Annotated in this window: 26 protein-coding genes; 12 read left to right on the top strand and 14 right to left on the bottom strand. The window is 66.1% G+C overall.

Going from position 1 to position 25,880, the window contains the following annotated elements:
• Nucleotide 1 precedes the first annotated feature (1 nt).
• The 9 genes from ABD53_RS13875 (at nucleotide 2) to ABD53_RS13835 (ending at nucleotide 9,002) form a co-directional block, all read left to right on the top strand.
• Nucleotides 2-1,225 carry a class I SAM-dependent methyltransferase gene (locus tag ABD53_RS13875; RefSeq protein WP_053058099.1) on the top strand — a complete coding sequence of 408 codons (1,224 nt, stop codon included), beginning with the start codon at nucleotides 2-4 and terminating at the stop codon, nucleotides 1,223-1,225.
• The gene (locus tag ABD53_RS13870; RefSeq protein WP_084709697.1) at nucleotides 1,226-2,323 is read left to right on the top strand and encodes a Gfo/Idh/MocA family protein; all 1,098 of its coding nucleotides are present in this window, start codon (nucleotides 1,226-1,228) and stop codon (nucleotides 2,321-2,323) included.
• Nucleotides 2,320-3,231, top strand: a complete 912-nt coding sequence (locus ABD53_RS13865) for an MBL fold metallo-hydrolase (protein ID WP_200900400.1) — start codon at nucleotides 2,320-2,322, stop codon at nucleotides 3,229-3,231. The genes ABD53_RS13870 and ABD53_RS13865 overlap by 4 nt, the downstream gene beginning before the upstream one ends.
• A complete protein-coding gene (locus tag ABD53_RS13860) occupies nucleotides 3,228-4,757 on the top strand; it encodes a YcaO-like family protein (protein ID WP_160309703.1) in 1,530 nt (509 codons plus the stop codon). Before ABD53_RS13865 ends, ABD53_RS13860 begins: the two co-directional genes overlap by 4 nt.
• On the top strand, nucleotides 4,754-5,692 hold the full coding sequence (locus tag ABD53_RS13855; RefSeq protein WP_200900399.1) for a sugar phosphate isomerase/epimerase family protein: 939 nt from the start codon (nucleotides 4,754-4,756) through the stop codon (nucleotides 5,690-5,692). Before ABD53_RS13860 ends, ABD53_RS13855 begins: the two co-directional genes overlap by 4 nt.
• Nucleotides 5,689-6,921, top strand: coding sequence for a glycosyltransferase family 4 protein (locus ABD53_RS13850; protein WP_047866411.1), 1,233 nt, complete (start codon nucleotides 5,689-5,691; stop codon nucleotides 6,919-6,921). The genes ABD53_RS13855 and ABD53_RS13850 overlap by 4 nt, the downstream gene beginning before the upstream one ends.
• A 19-nt stretch (nucleotides 6,922-6,940) precedes the next feature.
• The gene (locus ABD53_RS13845; protein ID WP_047866410.1) at nucleotides 6,941-7,783 is read left to right on the top strand and encodes a PIG-L deacetylase family protein; all 843 of its coding nucleotides are present in this window, start codon (nucleotides 6,941-6,943) and stop codon (nucleotides 7,781-7,783) included.
• An 82-nt stretch (nucleotides 7,784-7,865) separates the two neighbouring features.
• On the top strand, nucleotides 7,866-8,444 hold the full coding sequence (locus tag ABD53_RS13840; protein WP_047866409.1) for a hypothetical protein: 579 nt from the start codon (nucleotides 7,866-7,868) through the stop codon (nucleotides 8,442-8,444).
• 174 nt (nucleotides 8,445-8,618) lie between these two features.
• Nucleotides 8,619-9,002: a hypothetical protein gene (locus tag ABD53_RS13835; RefSeq protein ID WP_047866408.1), complete on the top strand. Its 384-nt coding sequence runs from the start codon at nucleotides 8,619-8,621 to the stop codon at nucleotides 9,000-9,002.
• 50 nt (nucleotides 9,003-9,052) lie between these two features.
• Here ABD53_RS13835 and ABD53_RS13830 read toward each other — a convergent pair whose 3' ends face one another.
• Complete coding sequence (locus ABD53_RS13830; RefSeq protein WP_047866407.1) at nucleotides 9,053-9,571, bottom strand: 2'-5' RNA ligase family protein; 519 nt, start codon at nucleotides 9,569-9,571, stop codon at nucleotides 9,053-9,055.
• Nucleotides 9,572-10,073: 502 nt separating this feature from the next.
• On the opposite strand from ABD53_RS13830, the gene ABD53_RS13825 reads away from it, so the two are divergent.
• Together ABD53_RS13825 and ABD53_RS13820 are read left to right on the top strand one after the other, a co-directional pair.
• On the top strand, nucleotides 10,074-10,961 hold the full coding sequence (locus ABD53_RS13825) for a M15 family metallopeptidase (RefSeq protein ID WP_053058098.1): 888 nt from the start codon (nucleotides 10,074-10,076) through the stop codon (nucleotides 10,959-10,961).
• 56 nt (nucleotides 10,962-11,017) lie between these two features.
• Complete coding sequence (locus ABD53_RS13820; protein WP_047866406.1) at nucleotides 11,018-11,245, top strand: hypothetical protein; 228 nt, start codon at nucleotides 11,018-11,020, stop codon at nucleotides 11,243-11,245.
• 152 nt (nucleotides 11,246-11,397) lie between these two features.
• On the opposite strand, the gene ABD53_RS13815 is transcribed toward ABD53_RS13820, so the two are convergent.
• The 9 genes from ABD53_RS13815 to ABD53_RS13775 all read right to left on the bottom strand — a co-directional run bounded on the left by ABD53_RS13815 (nucleotide 11,398) and on the right by ABD53_RS13775 (nucleotide 18,674).
• Nucleotides 11,398-11,700 (bottom strand): EthD family reductase, encoded by a 303-nt coding sequence (locus ABD53_RS13815; protein WP_047866405.1) that lies wholly within the window; start codon nucleotides 11,698-11,700, stop codon nucleotides 11,398-11,400.
• Between the two features lie 80 nt (nucleotides 11,701-11,780).
• The gene (gene pcaC / locus ABD53_RS17540) at nucleotides 11,781-12,152 is read right to left on the bottom strand and encodes a 4-carboxymuconolactone decarboxylase (RefSeq protein WP_084709695.1); all 372 of its coding nucleotides are present in this window, start codon (nucleotides 12,150-12,152) and stop codon (nucleotides 11,781-11,783) included.
• Nucleotides 12,149-12,955: a 3-oxoadipate enol-lactonase gene (gene pcaD, locus ABD53_RS13805; RefSeq protein ID WP_047866404.1), complete on the bottom strand. Its 807-nt coding sequence runs from the start codon at nucleotides 12,953-12,955 to the stop codon at nucleotides 12,149-12,151. Before pcaD ends, pcaC begins: the two co-directional genes overlap by 4 nt.
• Entirely contained in the window at nucleotides 12,948-14,357 is a 1,410-nt protein-coding gene (gene pcaB / locus ABD53_RS13800) for a 3-carboxy-cis,cis-muconate cycloisomerase (protein WP_235401652.1), read from the bottom strand. The genes pcaD and pcaB overlap by 8 nt, the downstream gene beginning before the upstream one ends.
• Nucleotides 14,350-14,922: a protocatechuate 3,4-dioxygenase subunit alpha gene (gene pcaG / locus ABD53_RS13795; protein ID WP_047866403.1), complete on the bottom strand. Its 573-nt coding sequence runs from the start codon at nucleotides 14,920-14,922 to the stop codon at nucleotides 14,350-14,352. Before pcaG ends, pcaB begins: the two co-directional genes overlap by 8 nt.
• A gap of 1 nt (nucleotide 14,923) precedes the next feature.
• The gene (pcaH, locus tag ABD53_RS13790; RefSeq protein ID WP_084709693.1) at nucleotides 14,924-15,652 is read right to left on the bottom strand and encodes a protocatechuate 3,4-dioxygenase subunit beta; all 729 of its coding nucleotides are present in this window, start codon (nucleotides 15,650-15,652) and stop codon (nucleotides 14,924-14,926) included.
• Between the two features lie 11 nt (nucleotides 15,653-15,663).
• A complete protein-coding gene (locus ABD53_RS13785) occupies nucleotides 15,664-16,953 on the bottom strand; it encodes a thiolase family protein (protein ID WP_047866402.1) in 1,290 nt (429 codons plus the stop codon).
• Nucleotides 16,954-16,956: 3 nt separating this feature from the next.
• Entirely contained in the window at nucleotides 16,957-17,712 is a 756-nt protein-coding gene (locus ABD53_RS13780; protein WP_047866426.1) for a CoA-transferase subunit beta, read from the bottom strand.
• A gap of 83 nt (nucleotides 17,713-17,795) precedes the next feature.
• Nucleotides 17,796-18,674: a CoA transferase subunit A gene (locus tag ABD53_RS13775; RefSeq protein WP_047866401.1), complete on the bottom strand. Its 879-nt coding sequence runs from the start codon at nucleotides 18,672-18,674 to the stop codon at nucleotides 17,796-17,798.
• A 166-nt stretch (nucleotides 18,675-18,840) separates the two neighbouring features.
• On the opposite strand from ABD53_RS13775, the gene ABD53_RS13770 reads away from it, so the two are divergent.
• Nucleotides 18,841-19,704 carry a LysR family transcriptional regulator gene (locus ABD53_RS13770; protein WP_235401650.1) on the top strand — a complete coding sequence of 288 codons (864 nt, stop codon included), beginning with the start codon at nucleotides 18,841-18,843 and terminating at the stop codon, nucleotides 19,702-19,704.
• Nucleotides 19,705-19,721: 17 nt separating this feature from the next.
• Here ABD53_RS13770 and ABD53_RS13765 read toward each other — a convergent pair whose 3' ends face one another.
• The 4 genes from ABD53_RS13765 to ABD53_RS13750 all read right to left on the bottom strand — a co-directional run bounded on the left by ABD53_RS13765 (nucleotide 19,722) and on the right by ABD53_RS13750 (nucleotide 25,222).
• A complete protein-coding gene (locus ABD53_RS13765; RefSeq protein WP_235401648.1) occupies nucleotides 19,722-20,984 on the bottom strand; it encodes a CynX/NimT family MFS transporter in 1,263 nt (420 codons plus the stop codon).
• A gap of 137 nt (nucleotides 20,985-21,121) precedes the next feature.
• A complete protein-coding gene (locus tag ABD53_RS13760; RefSeq protein ID WP_047866399.1) occupies nucleotides 21,122-22,372 on the bottom strand; it encodes a 4-hydroxybenzoate 3-monooxygenase in 1,251 nt (416 codons plus the stop codon).
• Nucleotides 22,373-22,530: 158 nt separating this feature from the next.
• Nucleotides 22,531-24,033: an MFS transporter gene (locus ABD53_RS13755; RefSeq protein ID WP_047866424.1), complete on the bottom strand. Its 1,503-nt coding sequence runs from the start codon at nucleotides 24,031-24,033 to the stop codon at nucleotides 22,531-22,533.
• A gap of 100 nt (nucleotides 24,034-24,133) precedes the next feature.
• Nucleotides 24,134-25,222, bottom strand: coding sequence for an OsmC family protein (locus ABD53_RS13750; RefSeq protein ID WP_160309702.1), 1,089 nt, complete (start codon nucleotides 25,220-25,222; stop codon nucleotides 24,134-24,136).
• Between the last annotated feature and the right edge of the window lie 658 nt (nucleotides 25,223-25,880).

Raw genomic sequence — 25,880 nt, 5'->3', positions numbered from 1 at the left:
GTTGGGTAATCCCGTATTTATCCCCACCTGGGCCGACGCGTCACTCTCCAGCCCGGAGACCGGACGGCCCCTCTACCGCCGAGGCCCTTTCCTCACGGATGGCTCCGGCGGCGAGCGTTGGCCCGTGGTCGAGGAGATACCGTACCTGCGCGCGGGCCGCAAAGAGCTTCTGGAACGCGTCAACGCCGCACTCGACCGGGGAGATCATGACGCGGCGCTCGCCGGGCTCTTACGAGATCAGGACGACTGGGCCCCCACCTCCCCGCCCTCCCCTCAAAGCGTGCGGGCCGCCGTATCAGTGGCGGACGCCGGCGGTCCGGCCAGAGAGGTAATGCATTATCTGGGCTTCGGCCCGGTGGCCGACTACTTCTCCTACAGGCTCTCGGACCCCGTCTACCTCGCCGGCCTGTGTCTCATACAGACCGGCTGGGACGCCCCGCAGAGCTCGTTCGAGCTGGCCTGCGGCATCGGACATTACACCCGCGAGCTCTCCCGGCGCGGGATCGAGGCCACCGCCGGAGACGTGGTCTTCGCCAAGCTGTGGCTCGCCCGCCGCTACCTGGTGCCGGAGGCGAAGCTGGTGTGCTTCGACGCCTCCCGCCGCTTCCCCGTGGAGGATGGCTCGGCGGACCTCGCGCTGTGCCAGGACGCCTTCTACTTTTTGCCGGATAAGCCTCACGTGGCGGCCGAGCTCGGCCGGATCGCCGGAGACGACGGAACCATTGTAATAGGACATTCACACAATGCGGCGGTAGAAAACTTCTCATCCGGAGAGCCGGCGGGCGTCGCCCGGCACCTGGAGCTCTTCCCGGGATCCACGCTCTACGACGACGCAGAGCTCACGGAAGCCGCTGTGGCCGGGCGAGACCCCACGCCGCGAGAAGCCGGGGAGCTCTCCCGGAGCGAGGCGGTGAGCCTCGTTAGGTCCGGCTCCAGATCCAGCTCGCGTCCGCGGCGGGCGCCGGATCTCCTGCTCCCGCCACCCGGCACGCCGCTCCGTCTGAACCCGCTCTACAAGGACCTGGGCGAGGGGTCCCACGTGCTGGGGTGGCCGTCAGGGCACTACGAAGAGGAGTATGCGCCGCGGTCCGGCTACCTCCCGGAGCGGATCTCCCCCAGCGAGACAGTTCTCAGGGAGGGCGCGGAAGAGGGAGTCGGGGCCTCGCCCGAGATAGACCGGCTCGTCCGCCACCGGGTTCTCCTGGATCTACCGGAGGGGATGTAGGTGGCCGGCTCAACGCAGACCCTGGGCTGGGGCATCGCGGGCTGCGGCTGGGTCGCCAGAGACTTCGTCGCGCCGGCCGTCACGGAGGCCCGGAACGCGGACCCGGTCGCGCTCCTCGACCCCTCGCCCGGGGCCCTGTCCGCGACCGGAAAGCTTGCGCCACAGGCGAGCCGGCACACGGACCTCGGGGAGTTCCTGTCCGGGCCCGGGCTGGACGCGGTGTACGTCGCCACGCCGAACCACCTGCACCGGGAGATTGTGGAGGCCGCCGCCGCCGCGGGCAAGCACGTCCTGTGCGAGAAGCCGCTGGCACCGGCGCTACCGGACGCGGAGGCGATGGCCGCCGCCTGCCGGCGGGCGGGCGTGGTCCTCTCGACCGCCTTCGACCAGCGGTTCCATGCGGCGCACCGCAGGCTGCGGAGGCTCGTCTCGGAGGGGGCGCTGGGCACGGTCTGCTCGGTACGCATACATTACGCCTGCTGGCTGCCCCCGGAGTGGTCCGAGGACAACTGGCGGGCGGATCCGGGCCGCGCCGGCGGCGGTGCCCTCACGGATCTCGCCCCGCATGGTCTCGACCTCGTCCAGTATCTCCTGGACGAGAGTCTGGAGTCGGTGAGCGCCCGCCTGCAGCGCCGGGTCTTCGACTATCCGGTGGAGGACGGCGCGGCGCTGGTGGGAAACACCGGCAGCGGCGTCCTGTTCCTGCAGCACGTCTCCTACAGCACGCCGGAGGTCTACCCGAGGCGCACGCTCGAAGTGTCCGGCACCCGCGCGCTCGCCGTCACCACGGACACCCTGGGCCAGGAGCCCGGCGGCACCCTGGAGCTCGTCCGGGCATCCGACGGGTCACGCGAGCGGGTGGAGATACCCTCCGAAGAGAACCTCTCGCCGTTCACCGGCCAGATCGAGTCCTTCTCCCGCACCATACTCGAGGGCCGGGAGCCCGACCACGGGCCGGAGCGGGACCTCCACACCATGAGGCTCCTGGAGGAGGCGGCTTCAGCCATACCATCCGGTAGCCCGGAGAGTTCTAGCCAGAAGAAAATACAGAAGACAAAAGAGAAGACAAAAGAGAAGACAAAAGGAGAGACAGCGTGACGGAGCCCGGATCGCAGCCTCACGCCGGCCCCCGCGGCACGCCCCACGGCTCCCGCATACCGGCCGACTGGCCGCGGGAGGCGGAGTTACAGGCCTACGTCTGCACCAACTGCGGCTTCTGGCAGAAACGCTTCGAGCGCCCGGCCACTTGTCCCCTGTGCGAGGACTTCCGCCACGTGCTCCCCGAGCGGGGCTTCGAGTTTCTGGACGCCGGGGAGGCGGCGGAGAGGTCCCGCTGCAGTTGGAGTGAGGTGAGGCCCGGCGTCTGGAGGTACAGTCTGGATACGCCGCTCGGCATCTCACCTTCGGGGTACGTGCTCGTCCGGCTGGAGGGAAACGTGGCATTCGAGGCCTCTGCCCTGTACGACGACGGGGCTCTCGATCACATCGAGTCCCTGGGCGGCGTGGCGTACGCCTCGGCGTCTCATCCCCACACCTACGGCGCGTTGTGGCGGCTTGCCGAGCGTTTCGGCTGCGAGGTCGCCATACACCGCGAGGACCTCGGCTGGGCCAGGGCCTTCGGGGTAACCCTGCCCTTCGACGCCGCGCTCGACCTCCCCGGCGGCCTCCGCCTCATAAATACCGGCGGCCACTTCGCCGGCCACTCGGTCCTCCACGACCCCGGTAACCGCAGGCTATATATAGGAGACGCCGTGAAGCTGGAGCTAGCCGGATCGGACCCGGAGGGTAGGACCGCCGACGGCATCTCGACCCACAAGGCGTTCGTCCGGCGCATACCGCTCACCCCGGACGAGGCGCACCGCTACAGGGAGGTCTTCTCCGGTCTAGGGTTCGACGAGACCTTTACCCCGTTCGAGCAGTGTACGAACGTCGGCGAGCGGGAGGTGCTCGCGCTGCTAGACGCCCAGCTAGAGAGGAGACCTTTCGTGGAGGTGTTGCCGCTTTGAGCGATTTGAGTGAGGCCGGGAACTTACCCGGAGAACAGACGGTAGCACCGTACCGCCGGTCCCTCCCCCCCGGCGCGGAGGCGGAGTTCGAGATCTCGGGCCTCGACCACCTCGGCGTCCCGGTGTGGTCTGCGGCGCTGTGGCCCGAGAGCGGTCCCTTCACGAACGGCATAGGCTACGGGACCACGCGTGGAGCAGCCCGCACCAGCGCCCACGGCGAGATGTTCGAGTCCGTGAACGCCTGGCGCACCTTCTCCACCCTGCCCCGGACGCGCGGCTCCTACGAGGAACTCGTCTCCGAGCGCGGCCCGCGCGGGGTCCTGGACCCCCGTGAGGCCTGCCTGCCCGCCGGCAGCGACTATACGCCGCAGACCGAGCTCGAGTGGGTCCCGGCCCGCCGCCATCCCGGCGGCGAGGAGGTGCTGGTCCCGGTAGAGCTCGCGGCGAGCCGGTTCGCGGACCTCGGCGGTAGCCCGCCCCCCGAAGAGTGCCTGACCACCCCGATCACGAACGGCCTCGGGGCCGGTCCGACCTTCGCCCACGCCCTCTCCCACGCCCTGCTGGAGCTCGTCCAACGCGACGGCAACAGCGTCTCATACCGGGCGCTGGACCAGGGTATCGCGGTGGATCTCGACGGCGTCGAAGACCGTCAGGCGCGGGAGCTCCTAAGGATGATCGCCGGCGGCGGCGTGGACGTTACCGTAAAGCTCGCGGAGACCGACCTCGGGATAGCGAACTTCTACGCAGTCGGCGAGGACCGGGAGCCCGGAGAGCCGGGAGGCGGTGTGCATCCGCTCACGGTCACGGCCTGCGGCGAAGCGGCCCACCCGGACCGGGAGATCGCGCTGCGCAAATGCCTGGCGGAGTTCTGCGCGGCCCGGGCCAGAAAACCCTTCAACCACGGTCCGCTCTCCCCGATACACGCCATCTCCCCGCCCGGATACGTCGAGAGGTTCCGCGGGCAGCCACTAGGCAGCGAGGAGGACCGCTCGCTGGAGGCGACGCTCGACTGGCTCTCTCGCTCTTACGGAGAGTTGAGGGATCTCATCTCAGACCCGGTGCTCACGGTCCGTTCCCGCACGGCGCTCTCCGGCGTCCCGACGCTCGGGATGGACGAGGAGGCGCCGGACTACCGGGAGCGGCTGCTGGAGGTGGTCGTGGACCGGCTCTCGAAGGCCGGGCTGGAGGTGCTGTATCTGGACCTCTCACCGGAGGACGGCGGGGCCCGGGCCGTCAAGGCGCTCGTCCCGGGGCTCGAGGTAGAGACCCTGAGCTACGGCCGCATCGGGCCGCGAAACCTCCGCCGGCTCCTCGACCGTGGCAGCGACCTCGTGATAACCGGCGGCCCCGGCGGGCGTCCCGGAGCCCACCGTATACTGCTCCCGCCGCAGGCGGAGGCCGAGCTCGGCCCGGCCTGGCTAGATTACGAGGCGGTGGAGCGCACCGTCGGGAACCTGTATCCGCTGTACCGGGAGCCGGGCCGCCACGTCGCCGCGCTCGCCGCCGAGGAGCGTGGGATCTGTTGAGCCTATCGGGGCCACCATCGAGCTCATCGAGCCAGGAGAGTCCACCGGGCCTGCGATATGCCTACAACACCAACGGGGCCCAGAACCACCGGCTAGAAGATGCTCTGGACCTCATCTCCGGGTCCGGCTACGACGGCGTCGCCCTCACCCTGGACCACCATCACCTCGACCCGTTCGCCCCGGGCCTCGTCCGGCGCGCAGACCGGCTCTCCTCCCGGCTCTCCCGGCTCGGCCTCGGGGTGGTAGTAGAGACCGGGGCCCGCTTCCTGCTGGACCCGCGCCGCAAGCACGAGCCGACCCTCGTGACCCCGGACCCGGACGCCCGCGGCCTCCGGCTGGACTTTCTGTACCGGGCCCTCGAAGTCGGGGCGGCGACCGGCGCCGAGGCCGTCTCTTTCTGGTCCGGAGTGCCGTGGCCCGGCGACGACCCCGGCGAGGCGTGGCGGCGGCTGGCGGAGGGCGTCGGCCTGGTGCTGGAGAGGGCCTCGGAGCTCGGGGTAACCGCGGCCTTCGAGCCAGAGCCCGGGATGCTAGTCGAGACCCCGGACGGTTACGCGCGCCTCGCCGGAGAGATAGAGAAGCTTTCAGGAGGGGTTTCAGAGAGCCTTTCGCTGGCGCTCGATACCGGACACTGCCTGGTGACCGGAGAGCGTGAACCAGAAGAGGCGGTGCGGGAGTTCGCCGGGAGCCTTGGCACCGTATCTATAGAAGATATGCCGCGCGGGGTACACGAGCACCGGCCCTTCGGAGAGGGTGATATGGACGTCCCGGCGGTGCTCGGCGCGCTCAGGAAGGTCGGCTTCGGGCGGCTGGTCTGCGTGGAGCTCTCCCGCGAGTCGCACCGGGCGCACGAGGAGATACCGGGGTCGCTCGCCGCGCTCAGGGAGGCGGAGACGAGAGTGGAGTACGGGAGTGGAGGTCTGGAGTTCCGATGAGAGTTTGCTTTGTGTCGCGGCGGTTTTTCCCCGCCGTGTCGGGCATGAGCGTGTACGCCGCCAACCTGCTGCGCGAGCTCGTGGAGCAGGGCCACGACGTTACGCTGGTCAGCCAGTACCGCGACGGCCCGGAAGGCCGGGGCGTGTACGGCGGCGGGCCGCCGCCGGAGGTACCGGGGGTGCGGGTGATCGGGCTAGAAGCCGTCGGCGAGCGCGAGGGCGGGGACTTCGAGCGCGACATCCGAAACATGGTCCAGACTATAACGGCCGAGCACGAGCGGGAGCCTTTCGACATCATTCACGCCCAGTACGGCTACCCCACGGGCCTGGCCGCGCTGGAGGCCTCCGCCGAGACGGGAGTGCCGAACGTGGTCTCCATCCAGGGCGGCGACGGACACTGGGTCGGTAGCTGCTGCGGCACCCACGCCAGGGCCATGCAGGCGGTGCTGGGCCACGCCGGGGCGCTTCTCATAGGCTCCCGCTCCTTCGCCGAAGAGGTACACGAGAACCACGGCGTCCCGCCGGACTCCTTCATGGTAATCCCCGGCGCGGTGGACACTCGCAGGTTCCACCCCGCGGACGAGAGAGTAGTGGGCCGTGTACCAGAGAGCCCCACCCTGCTGTATCACGGCCGGGTGGACGCCCGGAAAGGGATTCTGGATCTCCTCCGGGCAATGTCTCTGCTCTCGGAAGAGGGTAGGAACGACTTCGGGCTCGTGGTCAGCGGTATCGGGCCGGACGTGGAGAGCGCGAAGGACCTGGCCTCGGATCTCGGCCTGTCCGGGCGGGTGGAGTTTGCCGGATACACCCCCTACGACGAGACGCCGGAGGTCTACAGGAAAGCCGAGGTCTTCGTCTCGCCCACCCACGCCGAGGGGTTCTCGAACACCATCCTGGAGGCGATGGCCACGGGCCTCCCGATAGTCTCGACGAGGGCCGTCGGGGTGGTGGACTGCCTGACAGACGGAGAGGACGCGCTGCTCGTCGAGCCCGGCGACCACGAGGCCCTGGCCTCATCTATAGGCCGGGTGCTGGACGATCCGGGACTGCGGCGGCGCCTGGCGGAGAACGCGCTCGCCGAGGCCCGGAACGTCTACGCCTGGCCCGCTATAGCGGAGCGTATACAGGAAGTCTACCGTTTGCTCGTCGGCACCCCGCCGGACACGGGCTGGACCCTGGACGATACCGTGGAGACCTGCCGGTTCCGGGAGGCCCCGCATCTCCTCTAGCGTCTCTATCTCTTCTAGCGTGAATAACAACGCGCGTAACAGGTCTCCGGCCGCGCTGTTCGTCTCGCCCCACCTGGACGACGTGGCCTTCTCCTGCGGCGGCACGGCGGCCCGGCTCTCCCGGCTCGGCTGGCGCGTTACGCTCGCCACGGTCTTTGCCGCGAGCGTGCCGGAGCCCGGCGGCTTCGCCCTCGCGTGCCAGACGGACAAGGGGATACCAGAGACGGTGGACTACATGGAGCTCAGACGCGCCGAGGATGCGGCGGCGTGCCGGGAGCTCGGGGCGGATCCCGTACACCTCGCGCACCCGGAGGCCCCCCACCGGGGCTACGAGAGCGCGGAGGAGCTCTTCTCCGGGGTTCTCCCCGGCGATGAGGCCCACCTGGCGGCCGGGGAGAGCCTCGCCGCACTGATACGGGATACCGAGCCGGAGCTGGTCTTCGCGCCCCAGGGTCTCGGGGGGCACGTGGATCACTTGCAGGTGATCCGGGCTCTGGGCGCTCTGGCTGAAACGGGACGGATACTACAGAGCCAGGCCCCCCGCACGCTCTACTACCGGGACACTCCCTACGCCCTGCGCGCCCCGGAGGCGACGCCGCGGGTACCCACGCCCCCGGAGGTCTCCGAGACGGGCGTCGTAATGCGGAATGAGCTGGAGGACAAGCTCCGGGCCTGCGGGGCATACGAAAGCCAGCTCGGGTTCCAGTTCGGCGGCGTTGGGGAGATGGGTCGGGATTTGGAGGAGTTCTCTCTCTCCGAAGGCCGCCGCCTGGGTTACGGGGCCCCGGCAGAGGCTTTCCTCGCCGGTCCGGTGGCGCTGGAGGCTTTAGGAGACGCCGTGGGCGGGGCACACGAGGTGTAACAGGGCCGGAACCGGGATGGTTTAGACGGACGCAGGTTGAACACGATCTATACGAAGGCGGAAGAGACGGGAGAAGAGAGCAATGTCGAGCCAGAGCTACTCCGAAAAGTACACGCACCCGGAGCTGCGGGACCGCCTCAAAGAGGAGATCAAAGCCTCCGACAAGGGCGGCGAGCCGGGCCAGTGGTCGGCCCGCAAGGCCCAGCTGCTCAAGCAGGAGTACGAGAAGCACGGCGGCGGTTACCGGGGCGGCAAGGACGAGGAGCAGCGCAGCCTCACCGAGTGGAGCAACGAGGAGTGGCAGACAAAGGACGGCGAGGTCGAGGCCCGAGACTCCTGGACCGGCGAGACCAAACGCTACCTGCCGAAAGAGGCCTGGGAGAAGATGAGCATCAAAGAGGCCGAGAGGACGGACCAGCGTAAGCGCGAAGCCTCCAGAGAAGGCCGGCAGTTCGTGGAGAACACGGGCTCTGCCAAAGAGGCCAGGGAAGAGTCGCTTGCCCCGCCGCTCGCCGATTACGATGAGCTCTCGGTTGGAGACATACAGAGCAAGGTAAAGGGCCTTTCAGACGAGGAGGTCGAGCGGGTGCGCGAGTACGAGCGCCGCCACAGGGCCCGCAGGACGCTCCTCCGGTCCCTGGACGCGAGGCTCGCAGAGTAGAGGGGTAGAAGAGGGGCGGCGCTTCCCGGACGGGCCGTATTGCGTGTCAGCCTTTACATTCATCTGCCGGGAGACGGTTAGGCTCTGGGAGATTCGCAAAAAGTTACAGAGTACAAAGCTTTTCGGAGCTTTGGAGATGTCAGAGGCGTTAGAGGCGCTGATAAAGGAGGAGTTATGCCGGTAGAGGATCTCAGGCAGAGCCCGATGATGGAGCGCATGCTGGAGGCGCTGGAGAACGGCGAGGACATAGGGCATTACGGCAGGCTGACCTTCGCGATGGTCGCCCGCTACTTCGTGGACAACGAGGAGCTGGTAAAGCTGCTCGCCCGGGACGACGACGAGAGCGAGCGCGAAGCCCGCGCGATGGTGCAGCAGGTCGAGGACAAAGGATACAACCCGCCGCGCCGGGAGCGTATCCTGCAGTGGCAAAAAGAGCAAGACTTCGAGATCTGCCCCACCCCGGACGACCCGGACTCCTGCAACGTCTACAACGAGCTCACCTTCCCGGATACGCTCTACCAGGATATAGAGGAGTACCGCGAGGAGCGGTCTACATAACCTACATAATCACGTAGGTTGAATAAACAGGTCCAGGGGCCTACCGCGGGTTACCCGCTAAAGTAGAGGTCCCGCACGGGCTCCCAGGGCCCACCCAGGTACCGCCAGAGCGATACGCCTTCTATGACCGTCTCGAAGGGCTCGAAGGTGGCGGTGAGGCGGGCGTGGAGGTCCCTGGCGGTCTGCGGATCCACCTTGTTCTGGATGGTTACGTGCGGCGAGAGCTTCTGGCGGTCCTGGGGCGCCAGCCAGGGCTCCCACTCGCGGGCCAGCTTCTTCCTGAGCTCGACCAGCCGGGGGGCGTCCAGAGTATAGGCAACCCCTTTTCCGAGGAATTTCAGCCCGTCGAACCGGCCCTCGACCCTCCCCCGGAGCGCACAGGCCTCCTCCAGGTCGGGGATGAGGCCCGTCATCCCTGCCGGTAGCTGATTGAAGAGCGAGAGGTGGGCCGGGATCATATTTCGCTCCGGCGGAAAGTACCGCTCACGCAGCCCGTCCAGACGGGCCTGCGAGACCTCGTCGAACTTCGCCGTGAGTATCAGGGGGCTGGCCGTGGGGTTAGTGGACATTCGTGGGGTTCGTGGGCTTCATGGTGTTCCGCTCATCTCCAGAAGGTCTCCCGCTTCACCGTCCGTCGAGAGCACTGTAGCCCGCCCGGCAACCGGCGGTTGTATGCGGAAACACGCGGGGGTGTTCTGATGCAGCCAAGAGAATATTAGGAAATCCGGACCTGTTCGGGGGGAAGTTTTATCGAGGCAAACGTGTATCACGTACCGGGGTATGTCCAGGCCGGTGGCGTACCGGCCGCACCGGAGACCCTCGTAGACATGGTCCAAGGTGAGCCATAGCCCCGTGCTAGACACTCAGTAGGGTCTCAGTAGGGTGCCGGTTTTTCCACCACCCAAATACGATGTTAGTATTTTTGTGTGGGCATCCAGTGTAGTCGGCGCTCGACTCGTATACCCAGGGAGAGTAGAGATCACACCCCCGCTTAACATAGACGAGAATGCCCGGCGAGGTCTACTCTCGCGTCCGGTCAGAGCCGTCTGTACGCTGGCATTCGCGGGATGCTTGCTAGTATCGGGAGCGGGCTGCGCCGCAGAGATTCCAAGCTCCCTCGGCAACATAGAGTCATCCCGGGATAGCGGTCCGGATAAGGACCTCCCAGCCACTGTACCGGAACAATCCTCAGAGTGGGAGGCGATACGAGAGGTCTACGAGCCCTACTGGGCCCGGAATAGCGGCTCCGGCGGAACGGCTCTCCCGGATAGGCAGGGCTCTAACCGGGAGGGGGCAGAGACCGGCGAGGGAGATAAAGTCGCGGACGCTACGGATGCCTCGGATGCCGCGGATGCCTCACCAGCCGGGAGCCCCGACGAGCTACTGGTGGTCGTGGACCGTCACAACGGCCTGCCCCCCGGCTACGAGCCGGACAAGCTCGTCTTACTGCACCCGCGCAACGTCCCGACCCTCGGTGGCGGCAGCATGAAGCTCCGGGAGCCGGCAGCGCGTGCCGCCTCGCGGATGATCGGGGCCGCCCGCAAAGACGGTATCGAGCTTCTGGTCTCCTCGGCCTATAGGTCCTACGAGGCGCAGGTGGTCTCTTACGGGAGGCTGACCGCGATCTACGGTGAGCGGGCAAAGAACTTCAGCGCCCCGCCGGGTCACAGCGAGCATCAGCTCGGCACCGTCATAGACGTTTCCAACTCCGACACGAACTACCGTCTCATACAGCACTTCGGGGAGACGGCGGCCTCGGAGTGGCTGCATCACAACGCGGCGTCCTATGGCTTCGTGCTCTCGTATCCGCGGGAGGCCGAGGAGCACACCGGCTACAGCTGGGAGCCCTGGCATTACAGGTACATCGGAAAAGAGAACGCCCGGCTATACGAAGAGGGCGACTACGCCAGCCCGCAGAGTTTCTTCCGGGAGAGAAGCGGGACGCCCGAGACGGAGTAAGATTACCCTTGAGTTCCGGGGTCACGGTCCAGATATGATGGGGTTATGATAGGTTCGTGTCAGACCACCGGAACCTCTGGGACGAGTCTCTGGCCGTCTCCTGGCTGCAACGGACGTTCGAGTACGTCGAGCTCCGGCGCGACCCTGACAGCCACGGCGGCGACACCCCGGCCGAGCAGGAGGCCATCCGTAGGATGCGCCTGGCCTTCGAAGCCCGGGACATGCGGGCGCTCAGGGAGGCCGCGCGCAGATATATCCGGCTCGCGCCACGCGACGAGGAGTAGGATTTATAGAGCGCATCGGCGTTACGCCGTTACATCGGTTGATCTTGTTCGGGAGCAGCCTTCCCGAGTGTACCGGCGCCTGCGATCCTCGATCAGACACGGAGACGCCACCACGCGCCCGGTCCATCTGCGGCTCGCGGGGGCGAGCGCGGCTATTCCACCTCCGAGATGAACGAGGTTACGCCCCTGGTGGCGAAGTTGGCTATGTCGCCGGTCGCGGCCAGGCCTTCCGGGGAGCCCATGCTTTCCTGAAGCTGGTCCGCGCTCTCGAACCAGAGTTCCGCGATCCGGTGATACTGGGGCTCCTCACCGTCGGGCGTGGCCAGCAGCCGGCCGGACTCGAAGTGCTTTACGTCCGGTATGTTCTCGGCTATGGGAACATGGGTGGTCTCGTAGTATTGGTCGAAGGCCTCCGGGTCCTCCGGATGATGGTAGAGCACGGTCAGCTTGTGCATCTGGATTTCTCCCCATACGGTTGTGTACATCTGGCATGATCCCACAAAGCCGTTCCTGGTACGCGGCGGACTTACCGGGCTTACTCCTCGAGCACGCCCTGGGCGACGGCGAAGGCCGAGTTCGCCGCGGGCACTCCGCAGTAGATCGCGCTCTGCAGGATCACCTCTTTTATCTCCTCCGGGGTGAGCCCGTTGCGCAAGGCGGCCCTGACGTGCATCGCGAGCTCGTCGTGGTGGCCGAGTGCTATGAGCGCGGTCATCGTTATGGCGCTCCGGGTTTTCCGGTCCAAACCCGGGCGGGTCCAGATCTCACCCCACGCGTAGCGCGTAATGAAGTCCTGGAAATCCTCCGTCAGGGGGGTGGTGCGCTCTATAGCCCGGTCCACGTGCCCGTCGCCGAGCACCTCGCGCCGGACCCTCATCCCTTCGTCGCGGCGGCTTTCCCGGCTCAAGGAGAGGCCTTCGTAACGGGATCGGGGTGATCTAGGTGGTCGAGATGGTCGAGCAGCAGGGAGGTTACGGTCTCCGGACGCTCAACGTTTGCGAGGTGGGCCGCGTCCTGGACCACCGTCATCCCGGAGTCAGGGATGGAGTCCCGGATAAGCGCGGCGTGATCCGGCGGTGTGGCCTGATCCTCCTCGCCCGCGACTACAAGCGCCGGGGCGGTAATAGAGCCGAGGCGGCCGCTCAGGTCCATGTCGCGGATCGCCTCGCAGCAGGCCGCGTAGCCCTCGTCCGGGGTGCGCCGGACCATGTCCTCGGCCCGCTGCACCGTCTCCGGCGCGGCCTCGCGGAAGGCCGGGGTAAACCAGCGCTCCACGACGGTTGCCGCGATGGACGCCGTGCCGGCCCACCGCACGTTTGCGGCTCGCTCGTCCCAGGGCTCTTTAGAGGACATCCGGGCCGTGGTGCAGCAGAGCGCGAGGCGCTCTACCCTCTCGGGGACCTCACTCGCGAGCCACATACCGACCATGCCGCCGATGGAGAGCCCGACAAAGGAGAAGTGCTCCACGCCGAGCTCATCCACGAGCGCCAGTATGTCCTCTCCGAGGTCTGCTATGGAGTACGGTCCGGGAGGCTCCTCGGAGCCCTCATGGCCCCGGTGATTGTAGCGGAGCAGCCTGAAGCGCAGCCGGAGCTCCGGGGCCTGCTCGTCCCACATGCGCAGGTCCGTGCCCAGGGAGTTTGCCATCACCAGCAGTGGGGCATCCTCAGGGCCTTCGAGCTCGTGATAGAGCTTCGCAGGGTTAGCCATCTTGGTCTCTCATCTCTCTAACCTCCTCGTTGTAGAGGGCCAGAGCCCGGTCCACGAACGTCTGCGCGGAGCCGAGATAGCTCCCGGGATCTAGCGCGGAATCCAGCTCTTCCTCGGAGATCGCCCGGCTTATCTCGGGCTCGGACAGGAGCTCTTGCTCTAGCCCGGTACCGTTCAGGGACACGCGCTCGCAAGCTGCCTGCACCAGCTCATGGGCCTGTAGCCGGCCAAGCTCTCCGGTGAGTGCGGTACTAACGTTCTCGGCCATTATGAGGCCGCCGGTGGCGTCGAGGTTCCGGCGCATCCGGCCCGGGTAGACCTCAAGCCCGCCGGTCGCCTCGCGCATCGTCGCGACCGAGCCACCGGTCGCGGAGAGCGCCTCGGAGAGCGCCTGCCACTCGGCGTGCCAGGCTCCGGCGGCGCGCTCGTGCTCGTGGTCCATGGAGGACTGGAGGGTGTGGGCGGCGGCCCTGGCCCTGCGCACACTCGCCGAGGCGGTGACCGAGAGTATGGGGTTGCGCTTGTGCGGCAGGGTCGAGGAGCCGCCGCGGCCGCCGCCCGAGGGCTCGGCCACCTCGCCCACCTCGGTCTGGGACATCAGGATCACGTCGCCCGAGATCTTCTCTACGGCCCCGGCGCAGGCAGCGAGCGCGCCGACGAGGTCCGCGACCCTGACCCGGTTCGAGTGCCAGGGCACGACGGGCTCGGCGAGCCCCAGCTCTGTGGCAAAGCCGGAGAGCACGGCAGGTCCCGCCGCCCCGAGGGAGGCGAGCGTGCCCGCCGCGCCCCCGAGCTGGACGGCCAGCCTATCCCGCCGGACGCGGTGCAGCCCTCGCCGAGCCTCTATCAAAGCGACGAGCCAACCCGCCGCCTTGAGGCCAAAGGTGACCGGGAGCGCCTGCTGCATTAGGGTACGGCCGGCCATGAGGGTCGCGCGGTGATCTTCGGCCAGGGCGGCGCACTCCGCGGCGAGGCCGTCAATCTCTGGGAGGATCTGAGCCAGCGCCCGGGCCGCGACGAGCATCGCGGCGGTGTCCAGGATGTCCTGGCTGGTCGCCCCCCGGTGCACCTGACGGGAGGCCGTGCCGGACGCCTTATCCACCTCGGCGGTCAGCCTCTTTACGAGCGGGACCACGGGGTTGCCGGCGGCCCGGCCCTCTCTCCCGAGCTCCCCGGCGTCGAAGAGCTCCGCCTTGCAGCGGGAGCGGATCGCCCCCGCGTCGGCGTCGGATATGAGGCCCGCGCCCGCCTGGGCCGCCGCGAGAGCCGCCTCCGCGTCGAGCATGGCCTGTAGCCAGGCCTCGTCTCCGGTCTCCCCTTGAACCCCATCAGGATCGTCGGGCGCGAAGATGGGCCCGAAGAGCCCGCCCGACGCTCCGTCCGTCCCGGGAGAATCAGACACTGAAAAACACCGTCTCGGGCTCGCCGCCGGGTCCATCCTGGAGGCGTACGTCGAACCTCAATCCCCCGGCCCCGGGCTCCGCGACGAGGGTGTATCGGAGGTCCTCTTGTACCGTGAGCAGGACCGGGTCGGCGGCGTTCGACGCCTCCTCGTCCGGGAAGTAGATCCTGGTCACCACCCTTTTCAGGAGGCCTCTGGCGAAGACCGTCATCAGGACGTGCGGCGCCTGATCCGTACCCTTTGGCCCCGGCACCCGCCCGGGTTTCACGGTAACGAACCCGAACCGGCCCTCCCAGTCGGTGCCGGAACGCCCGAAGCCGGTAAAGCTCTCTGAGTCCTCAGACGCTTTGAGAGGGGCGTCGGAGTGAGGATACCGACCCCGTGAATCGGCCTGCCAGATCTCGACCATCGCGTCGGGCACGGGCTCTCCGGCGCCGTCGTAGACCGTGCCGTGCAGGCGGATCGCCCCGGGATACTCTTCGTCTACTAGCCGCGTCTGGTCCTCCGCGAGCAGCGCGTCGTGGAAGAAAGGCCCCACCGTCTGTGAGGGGGTAACGCCAGGCATCCTAATGGTCCTCCATCGGGGTCGCGTCGCGGCCTTCGAGCACGATGTCGAAATTGTAGCCGAGCGCCCATTCGGGCTCGGTGATGCCGAGGTCGAAAGAGGAGATCAAACGTTCCCGCCCCCGCTCGTCTGGGATGGAGTTGAATATGGGATCCTGATGGAAGAGCGGGTCCCCCGGGAAGTACATCTGGGTCACTAGCCGGCTCCTGAAAGATCGCCCGAAAAGCGAGAAGTGTATGTGGGCCGGCCGCCAGGCGTTCGGGTGGTTGCCCCACGGGTAGGCTCCGGGCTTGACCGTTACGAAGCGGTAGCGCCCTTCGGAGTCCGTAACGCAGCGGCCCGCGCCGGAGAAGTTCGGGTCGAGCGGCGCCGGGTGGCGGTCCCCGGCGTGGGTGTATCTCCCGGCGGCGTTCGCCTGCCACAGCTCTATAAGACCGTCCCTGACGGGCCTGCCGTCGCCGTCGAGCACCCTGCCCGTGACGATGATGCGCTCACCGAGCGGCTCGCCGGCGTACTGGCGGGTAAGGTCGTTGTCGAGCGCGCCGATTCGCTCGTGGCCGTAGACCGGGCCGGTGAGCTCGGACAGGGTGCGCGGCGCTATGGTAAGCGTACGCTTGGGCGCCCTCAGGCGGGTGGACTCGTAGCCGGGGTACGAGTAAGGCGGGTGCGGAGCGTCGCCCGTATCCGCGGGAGCCTCTACCCCGTGTATCTCATCTACCTTACGCGACATCCCCACTCTCCCTATTCCGGCCGCTCGACTACCATTGCTATGCCCTGCCCCACGCCGATACACATGGTCGCCAGACCGTAGCGTACTTCCTCTACGTCCCGGCGGTTCATCTCGTGTACGAGCGTCGTAAGCAGCTTCGCCCCGGAGCAACCCAGAGGATGGCCGAGTGCGATCGCGCCGCCATTGGGGTTGAGTCGCCCGTCGTCGTAGGAGAGGCCCCACTCGTGCAGGACCGCCAGGCTCTGGGCGGCGAACGCCTCGTTGAGCTCTATTAGCCCTACATCGTCGAAAGAAAGCCCGGCCCGCTCCAGCGCCTTGCGGGTCGCCGGGACCGGCCCGATACCCATTACCCGCGGCGGCACCCCGGCGGTCGCCACGCTCTTTATCTTCGCCAGCGGCGTGAGCCCGTGGGAGCGGGCGTACTCCGCGGAGACGACCATCACGGCGGCGGCCCCGTCGTTCAGCGGGCTGGAGTTGCCCGCGGTCACGCTACCGTCTTCCCTGAAGGCGGGCTTTAGCTTGGCGAGCTTCTCCAGGGTCGTGTCGGAACGAGGACCCTCGTCGGCCTCGACCACGGTCGTCTCCTTACGGCCTTTTACCGTTATCGGCACAAGCTCCTCGTCGAAGCGCCCGGCCTCCTGCGCGGCCACGGCCTTCTCGTGACTGTGCAAGGCGAACTCATCCTGACGCTCACGGGAGATGTCGTACTCTCCGGCAAGCCTCTCAGGCTTACCCTCGCCGGTGTTCGCCGCGTAACGCTCTTCGGCCAGGTTCTCGGCGGTCATGCCCAGAGAGTCGGTGTGGCCCATCCTCTCCATCTTCGGGTTGGTCATGCGCCAGCCCAGGGTGGTGTCGTAGACGGTGCGGTGACCGGCCGGGTACGCCTTCTGTGGCTTCTCCATCACCCAGGGCGCGCGGCTCATGGACTCTACCCCGCCGCCCACGTACACGTCGGCTTCACCTAGCATCACGCCCCGGGCGGCGCTGGCCACCGCCTCTAGCCCCGAGCCACAGAGCCGGTTTACGGTCGCGCCCGGGATCTCCTCCGGCAAGCCGGCCAGGATAGAGGCCATGCGGGCTACGTTCCGGTTATCCTCGCCCGCCTGGTTTGCGCAGCCGAGGTAGACATCCTCTATCTCCGTGGCGGATACGCCGGTACGCTCGACGAGCGCGGAGATCGCCTCCGCCGCGAGGTCGTCGGGCCGGACGCCGGCGAGCTGGCCGCCGTGACGCCCGACCGGCGTACGCACGGCACCGACGATCCAGGCCTCCGTGGCTCCTTCGTATGCTCCATGTGCCATGCCTCAGGCCTCCCTTCTCTGCTCTCTCGCGGCCTCGGTGCGGGTGTGCAGGTCGCGCAGCACCGCGAGCTCTTTCTCTGTTGGCGGGTCGGTCCGGGCCACGTCGTCCGCCACTTTGAGGTCCCAGCCCGTCGCCTCTTTCGCCTGCTCCGCCGTGGCCCCGGGATGCAGGGCGGTGAGGGTGAGCTCTTTGGTCTCGGGGTCGGGGGTCATGACGCCGAGGTCCGTGATCGCGGTCTTCGGTCCGGAGCCCACGTAGCCGAGGCGATCTCTGGAGTCTCCGCCTTTCGCGTAGCCTACGCTGGTTACGAAGTCCAGTTCTTGGACGAAGGCCCGGGACTTCTGGCGGAGCACCACGACGACCTCTTTTGCGGACGCCGCTATCTCCGGCGCTCCTCCGGCTCCGGGCAGGCGAACCTTCGGATCTTCGTAGGAACCCACCACCGTGGTGTTTATGTTCGCGTGGCGGTCTATCTGGGCCGCCCCGAGAAAGCCCACGTCAACCCGGCCGGCCTGTAGCCAGTAGTTGAAGATCTCGGGTACCGAGACCACCGAGTCGGCGTGCTCGGCCAACGCTCCGTCGCCTATGGAGAGAGGCAGGACCTCCGGCTTGGCGCCGATGGTGCCGGACTCGTAGATCAAGTGACACTCCGGGGCGTGGGTCGCCCTCGCCAGGTTCGCGGCCTCCGAAGGCAGCCCGATGCCGACGAAGCACACGGCTCCGTCGGCGAGCAACCTGGAGGCCGCGATGGTCATCATCTCGTCCGTGGTGTAGTTCGAGTAGCTGTTTTGATTAGTCTGCTCCGCCTGTTCGGTGCGGGTCCTGTCTCCGGCGGGCTGGCTCATCTCGTCGTCTCCTCTACGCCTGCGTGGTATCCCTCTGCTTGGACGCTCCGCAGGTACTCCGGGAAGCCCTCCGTGGAGAGGACGTGACGCTCCATCCAGTCTCCGAAGGTCTCCCTATCGCGGGCCACCGCGTCCCAGGCCTCGTAGAAGGTGTTGTCCCTCTCGTAGTAGTCGGCCGCGTACGAGGGAATGGCGCCGCCCGGCTCGACGGCGACAGCGTCCACCGCCGGCGAGGGCAGCACGACCCCGAAGGGCCTCGGCTCGAACTCTTCGACGACCTCCTCGACGGTCGCGATCACGCGTTTCGCCGAGAGCGCAGCCTCGCGCTGGATGCCGGTGATGCCCCAGAGCATTATGTTGCCCTTCGTGTCCGCCTGCTGGGCGTGGATCACGGCCACGTCCGGGTTCAGGGCGGGTACGGCGGCCAGCTCCTCACCGGTGAATGGGCAGGTTACGGTGGAGATGGTGCCCGTAACCTCCGGCAGGTCCGTGCCGACGTAGCCGCGCATCACGGCAAAGGGCAGCCCCGAGGCCCCGGCGACGTAGCGGTTGGCCATCCCGGCGTGGGAGTGCTCCTCTAACTCTATGGGATGAGGGTGACCGTGCTCTACAGAGTCGCGCAGACGGTGCAGAGAGCCCACACCGGGGTTGCCGCCCCAGGAGAAGATTAGCTTCGCGGCGCAGCCCGCCCCGATCATCTGATCGTAGATGATGTCCGGCGTCATCCTGACCAGGGTAAGATCCCTCTTCTCCTGGCGGACGATCTCGTGCGCGGCGGCCGTGGGTATGAGGTGCGTGAAGCCCTCTAGAGCCACCTCGTCCCCGTCGTGGACCAGCTCCGCCACCGCTTCCCTGAGGCTCTCCACCTCAACCAACCTCTGGCTCTTCTGGATCCATGACTCCACCTTTCCCTTTTAAACCGGCTAAAATCCCGTAGTACCGCTTCAACACATCTTCGCCGCGTTTCTAGTATATGTCTAATACCATGTTTATCTTCCGGGCATATTTTAACGATATAATCGGGCCGTGAATCTCCGGCGTTTGAGATATTTCGTGGCCGTCGCGGAGGAGCAGAGCTTCTCCCGGGCGGCACAGAGGCTACACATCGCACAGCCGCCCCTTTCCAGCCAGATCAAGCAGCTAGAGACCGAGCTCGGGGTGCGGGTATTCGACCGCACCAGCCGCGGGGTACAGCTCACGGATGCGGGGCGGCTACTGCTGGAGGAGAGCCGGCGGATTCTGTCACAGGTGGAGCAGACGGCCCGCGCGGTGCGCCGGGCGGGCAACGGCGAGGTCGGCAGGATCGCGCTCGGTTTCGTGCCGTCGGCCTCTAACGAGGTATTGCCGGAGCTGCTCAAGGTTTTCCGCTCCGGGTATCCGGGCGTGGAGCTTTTCCTGCGCGAGATGAGGCCGGATCAGATCGTAAGCAGCCTGCACGCCGGACAGACGGATATCGGCTTTCTGTACCTGCCACTCGAGGACGCGGCGCTGAATATAGCGTGTGTCTCGCGCGAGCCGCTGGTGCTCGCGCTCCCGGCCTCGCACGCCCTTGCTCCGAGGGAGAGTGTGGATCTGCGGGAGGTGGCGGACGAGCCTTTCATCATGCCGGCCCGGCACCAGATGCCCGGCCTCTACGCTCAGGTTACGCAGGCGTGTCAGGCGGCGGGCTTCACCCCGGATGCCGTACAGAAGGACGTGTGGCTGATGCAGACCATAGTCGGGCTCGTGGCGGGGAACCTCGGCGTCTCACTGGTGCCGGCCTCGCTCAGGAACTTCCGGCGCACGGGCGTGGTGTACCGGTCGGTCGCCGGACTATCGCCGACGGTAGAGCTCGGCATGGTGTGGCGCCGGGGGAATCAGGGCCCGGTAGTCGAGTCCTTCCTACTCTGCGCCACCAACGGCTGACACCCTCGGAGGTACGGCTATCCTTCTTCGGGTACTCCCACCGCGCTCCTCGAGGGTACGAGGGCGTCCCGGCCTGCGCCAAGGCCGGAGGCGGCGAGGCCCACGGTAACGGCCAGGAGTGCGAGGAGCGGGAGGCTCCAGGAGCCGCTGGCTTCGTGCAGGAGGCCGAACGCGGGCGGTCCGGCGGCGGCCAGCAGGTATCCGAAGGTCTGGGACATGCTGGAGAGCTCGGCGGCGCGTCCGGGGTCGGGCGCCCGGAGCGCGAACAGGGTAAGCGCGAGGCTTATGCAGGCACCCTGCCCGAGGCCGAGCAGTATGACACACAGGATCACGCCGGCTCCGCCGGCGGAGAGGAGCAGCCCGAGTATCCCCACGCCACTCAGGGTGGATGCACAGACGATCACCATCCGCTGCGACGCGCCCCTCTCCGCGAGCACCGGGGCGAAAAACGCCGCTGGTATGGCGACGAGCTGCATGATCGAGACCATCCACCCGGCCTGGGCAGCCGCCAGGCCCCCGTCGCGCAGGATGGCCGGCAGCCAGGTAATGGAGACGTAGAAAACCACCGACTGCAGCCCCATAAAGAGCGTTACCTGCCAGGCCAGCGCCGAGCTCCAGAGGCCGGAGCGCGCCAGCGAGCGGTGTCGCGTGTCCCCCCTCCGGGGGCCCACCCGCAGCCGGGGTATCCACAAGAGAGCGGCCGCGAGAACGGGTAACGTCCACAGGGCGAGCGCGCCGCTCCAGCCGATCCCGAGGCCACTCGCCAGTGGCACGCTGATTCCGGAGGCCAGGGCCGCGGCGGTGTTCATCGTGGCGGTGTAAAGGCCCGTCATAAGTCCGGTACGGGCAGGGAAATCACGTTTTATGAGGCTTGGCAGGAGCACGTTACCGAGCGCGATGGCGAGGCCGATGGCGAGCGTGCCGCCGAACAAGGCGACGAGCGGGTGGGTGGAGGTGCTGGATCTCAGCAAGATCCCGGCCGCCAGCAGCAAGAGGGCACCGAATAGCACACGCTCGATACCCAGCCTGCCGGACAGCCCCGGCGCCACCGGAGACAACGCGGCGAAGGCGAGCAGCGGGACGGCGGTGAGCAAACCCGCCACCCCGGTCGAGAGACCCACGCCCTCCTGGATAGTATCGAGCAGCGGTCCCACGGCGGTGATCGAAGCCCGCAAGTTGGAGGCAACGAGCAAGACGCTGGCGACGATGAACAAGATTCGGAGACGCCGGAGAGGCGAGGCCCCGTGTCCCTCTTTATCAGGTACTCTCGGCTCGCGCACCCTGGGAAGCCTCCATCCACCGCGTTGGCCGCGGCAAGAGCTGCTGCAACCATCCCGCTAGCCTATCGTAAAGACTGCCCCCGGGCCTGATGTCGGATATATCTTTCGGCTATTCTGTCTATGGTACCTATCCGAAGCTAGGCTCCGCCCATCGGTGCGCCGGCGGGCCGCTGGGGCGACTCCGTCCCCGATCCTTTCGAGGCTTCTAGGGGAAGCCCCACGTAGTTCTCGGCGAGCGTGGCGGAGGCCGCCCGGGAGCCGGTAACGTAGTCGAGCTCCGCCACTTGCATGCGGTGGCCGAAGACGTCATCGTCCTCGAAGCGGTGGAGCATCGAGGTCATCCACCAGGAGAATCGGCTAGCCTTCCACACCCGCCTCAGGCATCTTTCCGAGTAGCGGTCGAGGGCTCCGGTATCGCCCGAGTAGTAGTAGGCGGCTAGGCCCTGAGACAGAACCCGCACGTCGGCGACGGCGAGGTTCATACCCTTAGCGCCGGTCGGCGGGACTATGTGTGCGGCATCTCCGGCCAGGAAGAGCCTACCGTACTGCATGGGTTCCGTCACGAAGCTGCGCATGCCGACCACGTTTTTCTCGATGATCTCGCCGTCTGTAAGGGTCCAGTCTTCCGTGTCGAGGCGGGCATGGAGCTCGGCCCAGATCCTGTCGTCTGACCAGTCGTCGGCGTTTTCCGTGGGGTCGCACTGGAAGTACATCCGCTGTATCTGCGGTGAGCGGGTGCTCACCAGCGTGAATCCGCGCTCGTGGTTGGCGTAGATCAACTCCTCGGTGGCGGGCGGGGCCTCCACGAGTATCCCGAACCACCCGAACGGGTACTTTCGGGTGTACTCGGTCCGCGCAGCCTCGGGTATGGCAGGACGTGACACCCCGTGGAAGCCGTCCACCCCGACCACGAAGTCGCAGGCCAGCTCCTCTTCGGACTTTTCGGGCTTCTCAGAGCCCTCGTGGCTGAAGCGCACCTTCGGCTCCTCGCTTTCGATACCCGTTATCTCGTGGGCTTCCGCGCCGAAGAGCACTTGTCCGCCGTCCTCCAGGCGGCGGGATATGAGGTCCTTCACCACCTCGTGCTGGCCGTATAGGGTTACCGCCTTTCCGGTGAGGTCGGCGAAGTCTATGCGCTCCGTGCGGCCGGCGAATCGGAGGTTTATGCCGTGATGCACCGCCCCGTCGCGGTGCATCCTGTCTCCAACCCCGGTGGCGTCAAGGAGGTCCGCGGTACCCTGCTCCAGGACACCGGCCCGGATCTCGTTCTCGAGTTCCTCGCGGCTGCGGGACTCGAGCACCACGGACTCTATGCCTTCCAGGTACAGTAGGTGAGACAGGACCAGCCCCGCCGGTCCTCCTCCAACGATTCCTACCTTTGTGCGCACGATTTCACCCCTTGTCTGGGCTTGTATAGGGAGCTTTTCTATGCCGCGTACCGGCGTCTAATAATGCTGTTATCGCTGCCATCGTGCCCGGTCTGATGTTGAGTCTCGTGGTGGATCTCGACCGGCAGCTTGCTTACTTCCTCTGGCGGATTACACTGTTACACGGTGTTCTCCTGTCTCTGGGCGCTCGCCGCATTCGGCGAGTCCTCGGGCGCAGATGAGGTTTCTTGGGGCCCGGACTCTCTAACGAAGAGTATCAGGACGAAGCTGGCGAAGACTATACCGGCGTCGACCATTACGGCCGCGACCCAGTCACCGGTGGCTCCGCGCAGCACACCGCTCACGGCGGGAGACAGGACCGCCCCTATCTCGGCCACCAGGTTCCACATCCCAAATGCCGCCCCCATGAGGGCCGCCGTGGGGACGAGGTCCGCGGTAAGAGCATGGGAGATCGGCTGCAGGGCGAAGAAAAAGAGGCTGGATACGAACAGTAGAATGCTGAGGACGAACAGAGACTGCCCGCCGGCCGCGACATAAAAGCCGAAGCCGGCGGTCATTACGGCGAGTATCAGGGTGAAGGAGGCGAGCATGCCCTTGCGGCCCCAGCCTCTGCGTTTGGCGTAGTCGGCGAGCCAGCCACCGGCGGGGAATCCCAGTATACCGGCCCCGGCGTTGAAAGCCGCCGTGAGGCCGGCGGTCACGAAGGTCGTGCCCCCGGTGTCTGAGATTATAGAGACGGACCAGAAACCCAAGAACCACAGGTGCCACAGATAGGCTATGGCCGCGAGATATATGAGGATCAGGTTTCTGTTGTGAAGAATTGGCGATACCTCGCCGCCCTTGCTGCCAAACACGAAGGCGATCAGGAACAAGGCTAGCACGGTCACGAGGATAGCCGTACCCCATTCCGGCAGGCCCGCCTGGATAGAGACCACGTACACCACCATTACCGCCGCGAATAGCACGACGGAGTACCCGGCAAGCCCTTTGAGAGCTGAACCGTAGGTAGGCCTGAACTCGAAATCACCGCCCTGGCCCTTGAAGAACCTTTGTATGCCGAGAGCGACTACCACGGTCGCCGCACCCAGGACAAAGAAAGGCATACGCCAGGCCCCGTCCGCACCGAATATGGGCTCGCCCAGCCGGATCAGGGGCGGGGTGAGCAGGAGCGCGAGCGTAAGGCCTATCGAGAGCCCGGTTATTACGACACCCAGCCCGAGGCTGCGTTTTTCATACGGGCTCTGCTGGGTTATCACGGTGCGGTCATTGGAGTAGAAGGTGCCCTCTCCGAGGCCGGTGATCACGCGCAAAGCCACGAAGCCAAGCAGGGCCGTCATCACGCCGCTCACCAGTGTGGCTATGGCGGCCCAGAAGATGCTTATAACGATGATCGTCCGGTGGCCGAACCTGTCTCCGAGATAACCGCCGGGAAACTGGGTGAGCATGTAGCCCGCGAAAAACATACTGCCCACCAAGCCTCCGAGGGCAAACTGGTTCTCTACGCCTCGCAGCAGGGCGATGTCGTTCTCTATCATGTAAGTGACGACCGGCCCCGTTATGGTCCGGTCCGCGTAGCTCACTATCCACCCTAGCAGGAGCCAGATCCAGAGCGTACGGTAGGCCGGGTAAGACCGGGCCGCATTATCAGCTTCAGCCTGCATCAAATCCTCCTCCTGGAGAAAGCCATCCGGGTAGCTTTCCGAACGGCTTTCGCCACCGCCCTACGCTCCAAACACCCTTTAGCCGTCTCGTATTCGGGGCTCATACCCGGGCCGCGATCTTTACCGTGGTCTTTAGCTCCGTACGGCACAGGGCATGCAGGAAGCAGGTCTGCTCGCTCATATCGAGAGCCTTGCGGGCGAACTCTTCACCCTCCGGCGTCTCCAGGTAAACGTGGGTCTCCACCGGCTCCGCGGTGCCGGGCTGCCCGGTGCCGTCCGAGGCGCCCCCGGTGGACAGGTGGGTATCCTGGACGAGCCGGTAATCGTCGAGGGTCTTTTTCGTGATCTTGGCGTAGCGCCCGAACTGGGTCATGAAGCAGAAGGCTACACCCGCCGAGACGTAGGTTAAGGCGTCGGGCGCGAGTCCCTTACCGCTGAACCTCGGTGCCTCGTCGGACAGGAACCGGAAGGTCGATCCGAGGGGCTGTAGCAGGCGCTGCTCGACCTCCTTGACGCCGTCCTCCCGGACCGTGCAGACGCCGCGGACGTGCAGGATGCGGCTCTGGGAATCAGCGTAGCTGGACCCCACACCCCCTTCTCCCTCAACCTGCTCGGCATTCGACAAGAGCTCGATGAGTGCCGGGATCCCGTCCTCACCGGTCTCGACCTCTGAAAACCTGTCCCCAGGATCGGGCGGCGGGGCTTGATCAAGCGCGTTGACACGCTCGGGACCGACTCGACCTCCGTTCACGGTCAGGGTAAACAAGCTCTCGTGGATGTGCCGTAGCAGGCCATTTACCGGCGAGGCCTGTACCACGTCTGACACGAGTTCCCGAAGAGTATCCGGTCCAACATCCGCCCCGGCCTCGACCTCCAGCTTTGGTGATAAGGCGCCGCCTACCATGGTGCCCTTGCGCGCCGAGCCTTCCATAGAGTAATAGTTGTGGAGGGTTAGCTTCGGGTCGCGCAAGGCAATATCGCGCTGCTCTGCGAGTGCCAGGACTTCGCTCATGTACGATGCCACCATCCCGGTGGTCATGTGAGATAGTGGGAACGGAGCCTCATCATAGCCGTCCAGGTAGGGACCCTCATCACTGACGAGACGCCACACCTTCCCATCCACCGAGTTGGCAACCAGCGCCTCCTTCTGCATGCCCGAGAGCGACCTCGACCAGGTTCTCAGCGCCACACCACGGCGATTCTGTGGCGGCTCCATCCCTAACGTCTCGGCATTACCAACGGAAAAGAACCTGGGTCGGCCCTCCCCACCGAGTACGTTGTGAGTTTCCTGGCCCATGCCTGCTACCTCCCTGAACTTTTAGTGGCTTTTCAGATTCGTTTTCGGGCCCGGGCTACGGTATGGTAGGCCCCGCCTTGCCTATAAAACCCAGACCGCATGCTACCGAGTACGCTTGTGCAAGAGTGGGTCGGCGGTAGAGGTTGTAGGCGTTACACACCTGGTGAAAAACAAATGCGGCCACGCGAGATAACCCAGAGCCGCCGGATGCGCCCCACCCTTTTGAAAGCTTTGTAGATTACGAGCCATAAGAATCCCCTGTTAGAAAAAAGCAAGAAGGCCACCATATGGCTCGACCTCCGCTTTCTTCTTGCTTTCCTTATGTAAGATTCTCTTCGCAGAAAAGATATAGTTCAAATACCGAATAAATGTTTTGGGTATATCTTTGAGGTATATTCTATCGTTCAGATTAGCCTGTGTTGACTTAAACGCTTGGTGTGAGTTAGGTGGTGAAGATTTGAGTGGAAGGTGTCCACGCCCTAGAGTCGGCTTGCCACCCGATCCCGTGGGAAAGGAACCGACTGCTCATGCTCGACGTGGACACCTTCCT

The organism is Rubrobacter aplysinae (genome assembly GCF_001029505.1).
GTDB lineage: Bacteria > Actinomycetota > Rubrobacteria > Rubrobacterales > Rubrobacteraceae > Rubrobacter_A > Rubrobacter_A aplysinae.
The sequence above is the reverse complement of the archived record's forward strand: the minus strand, read 5'-3'. Positions and strand labels throughout refer to the sequence as shown.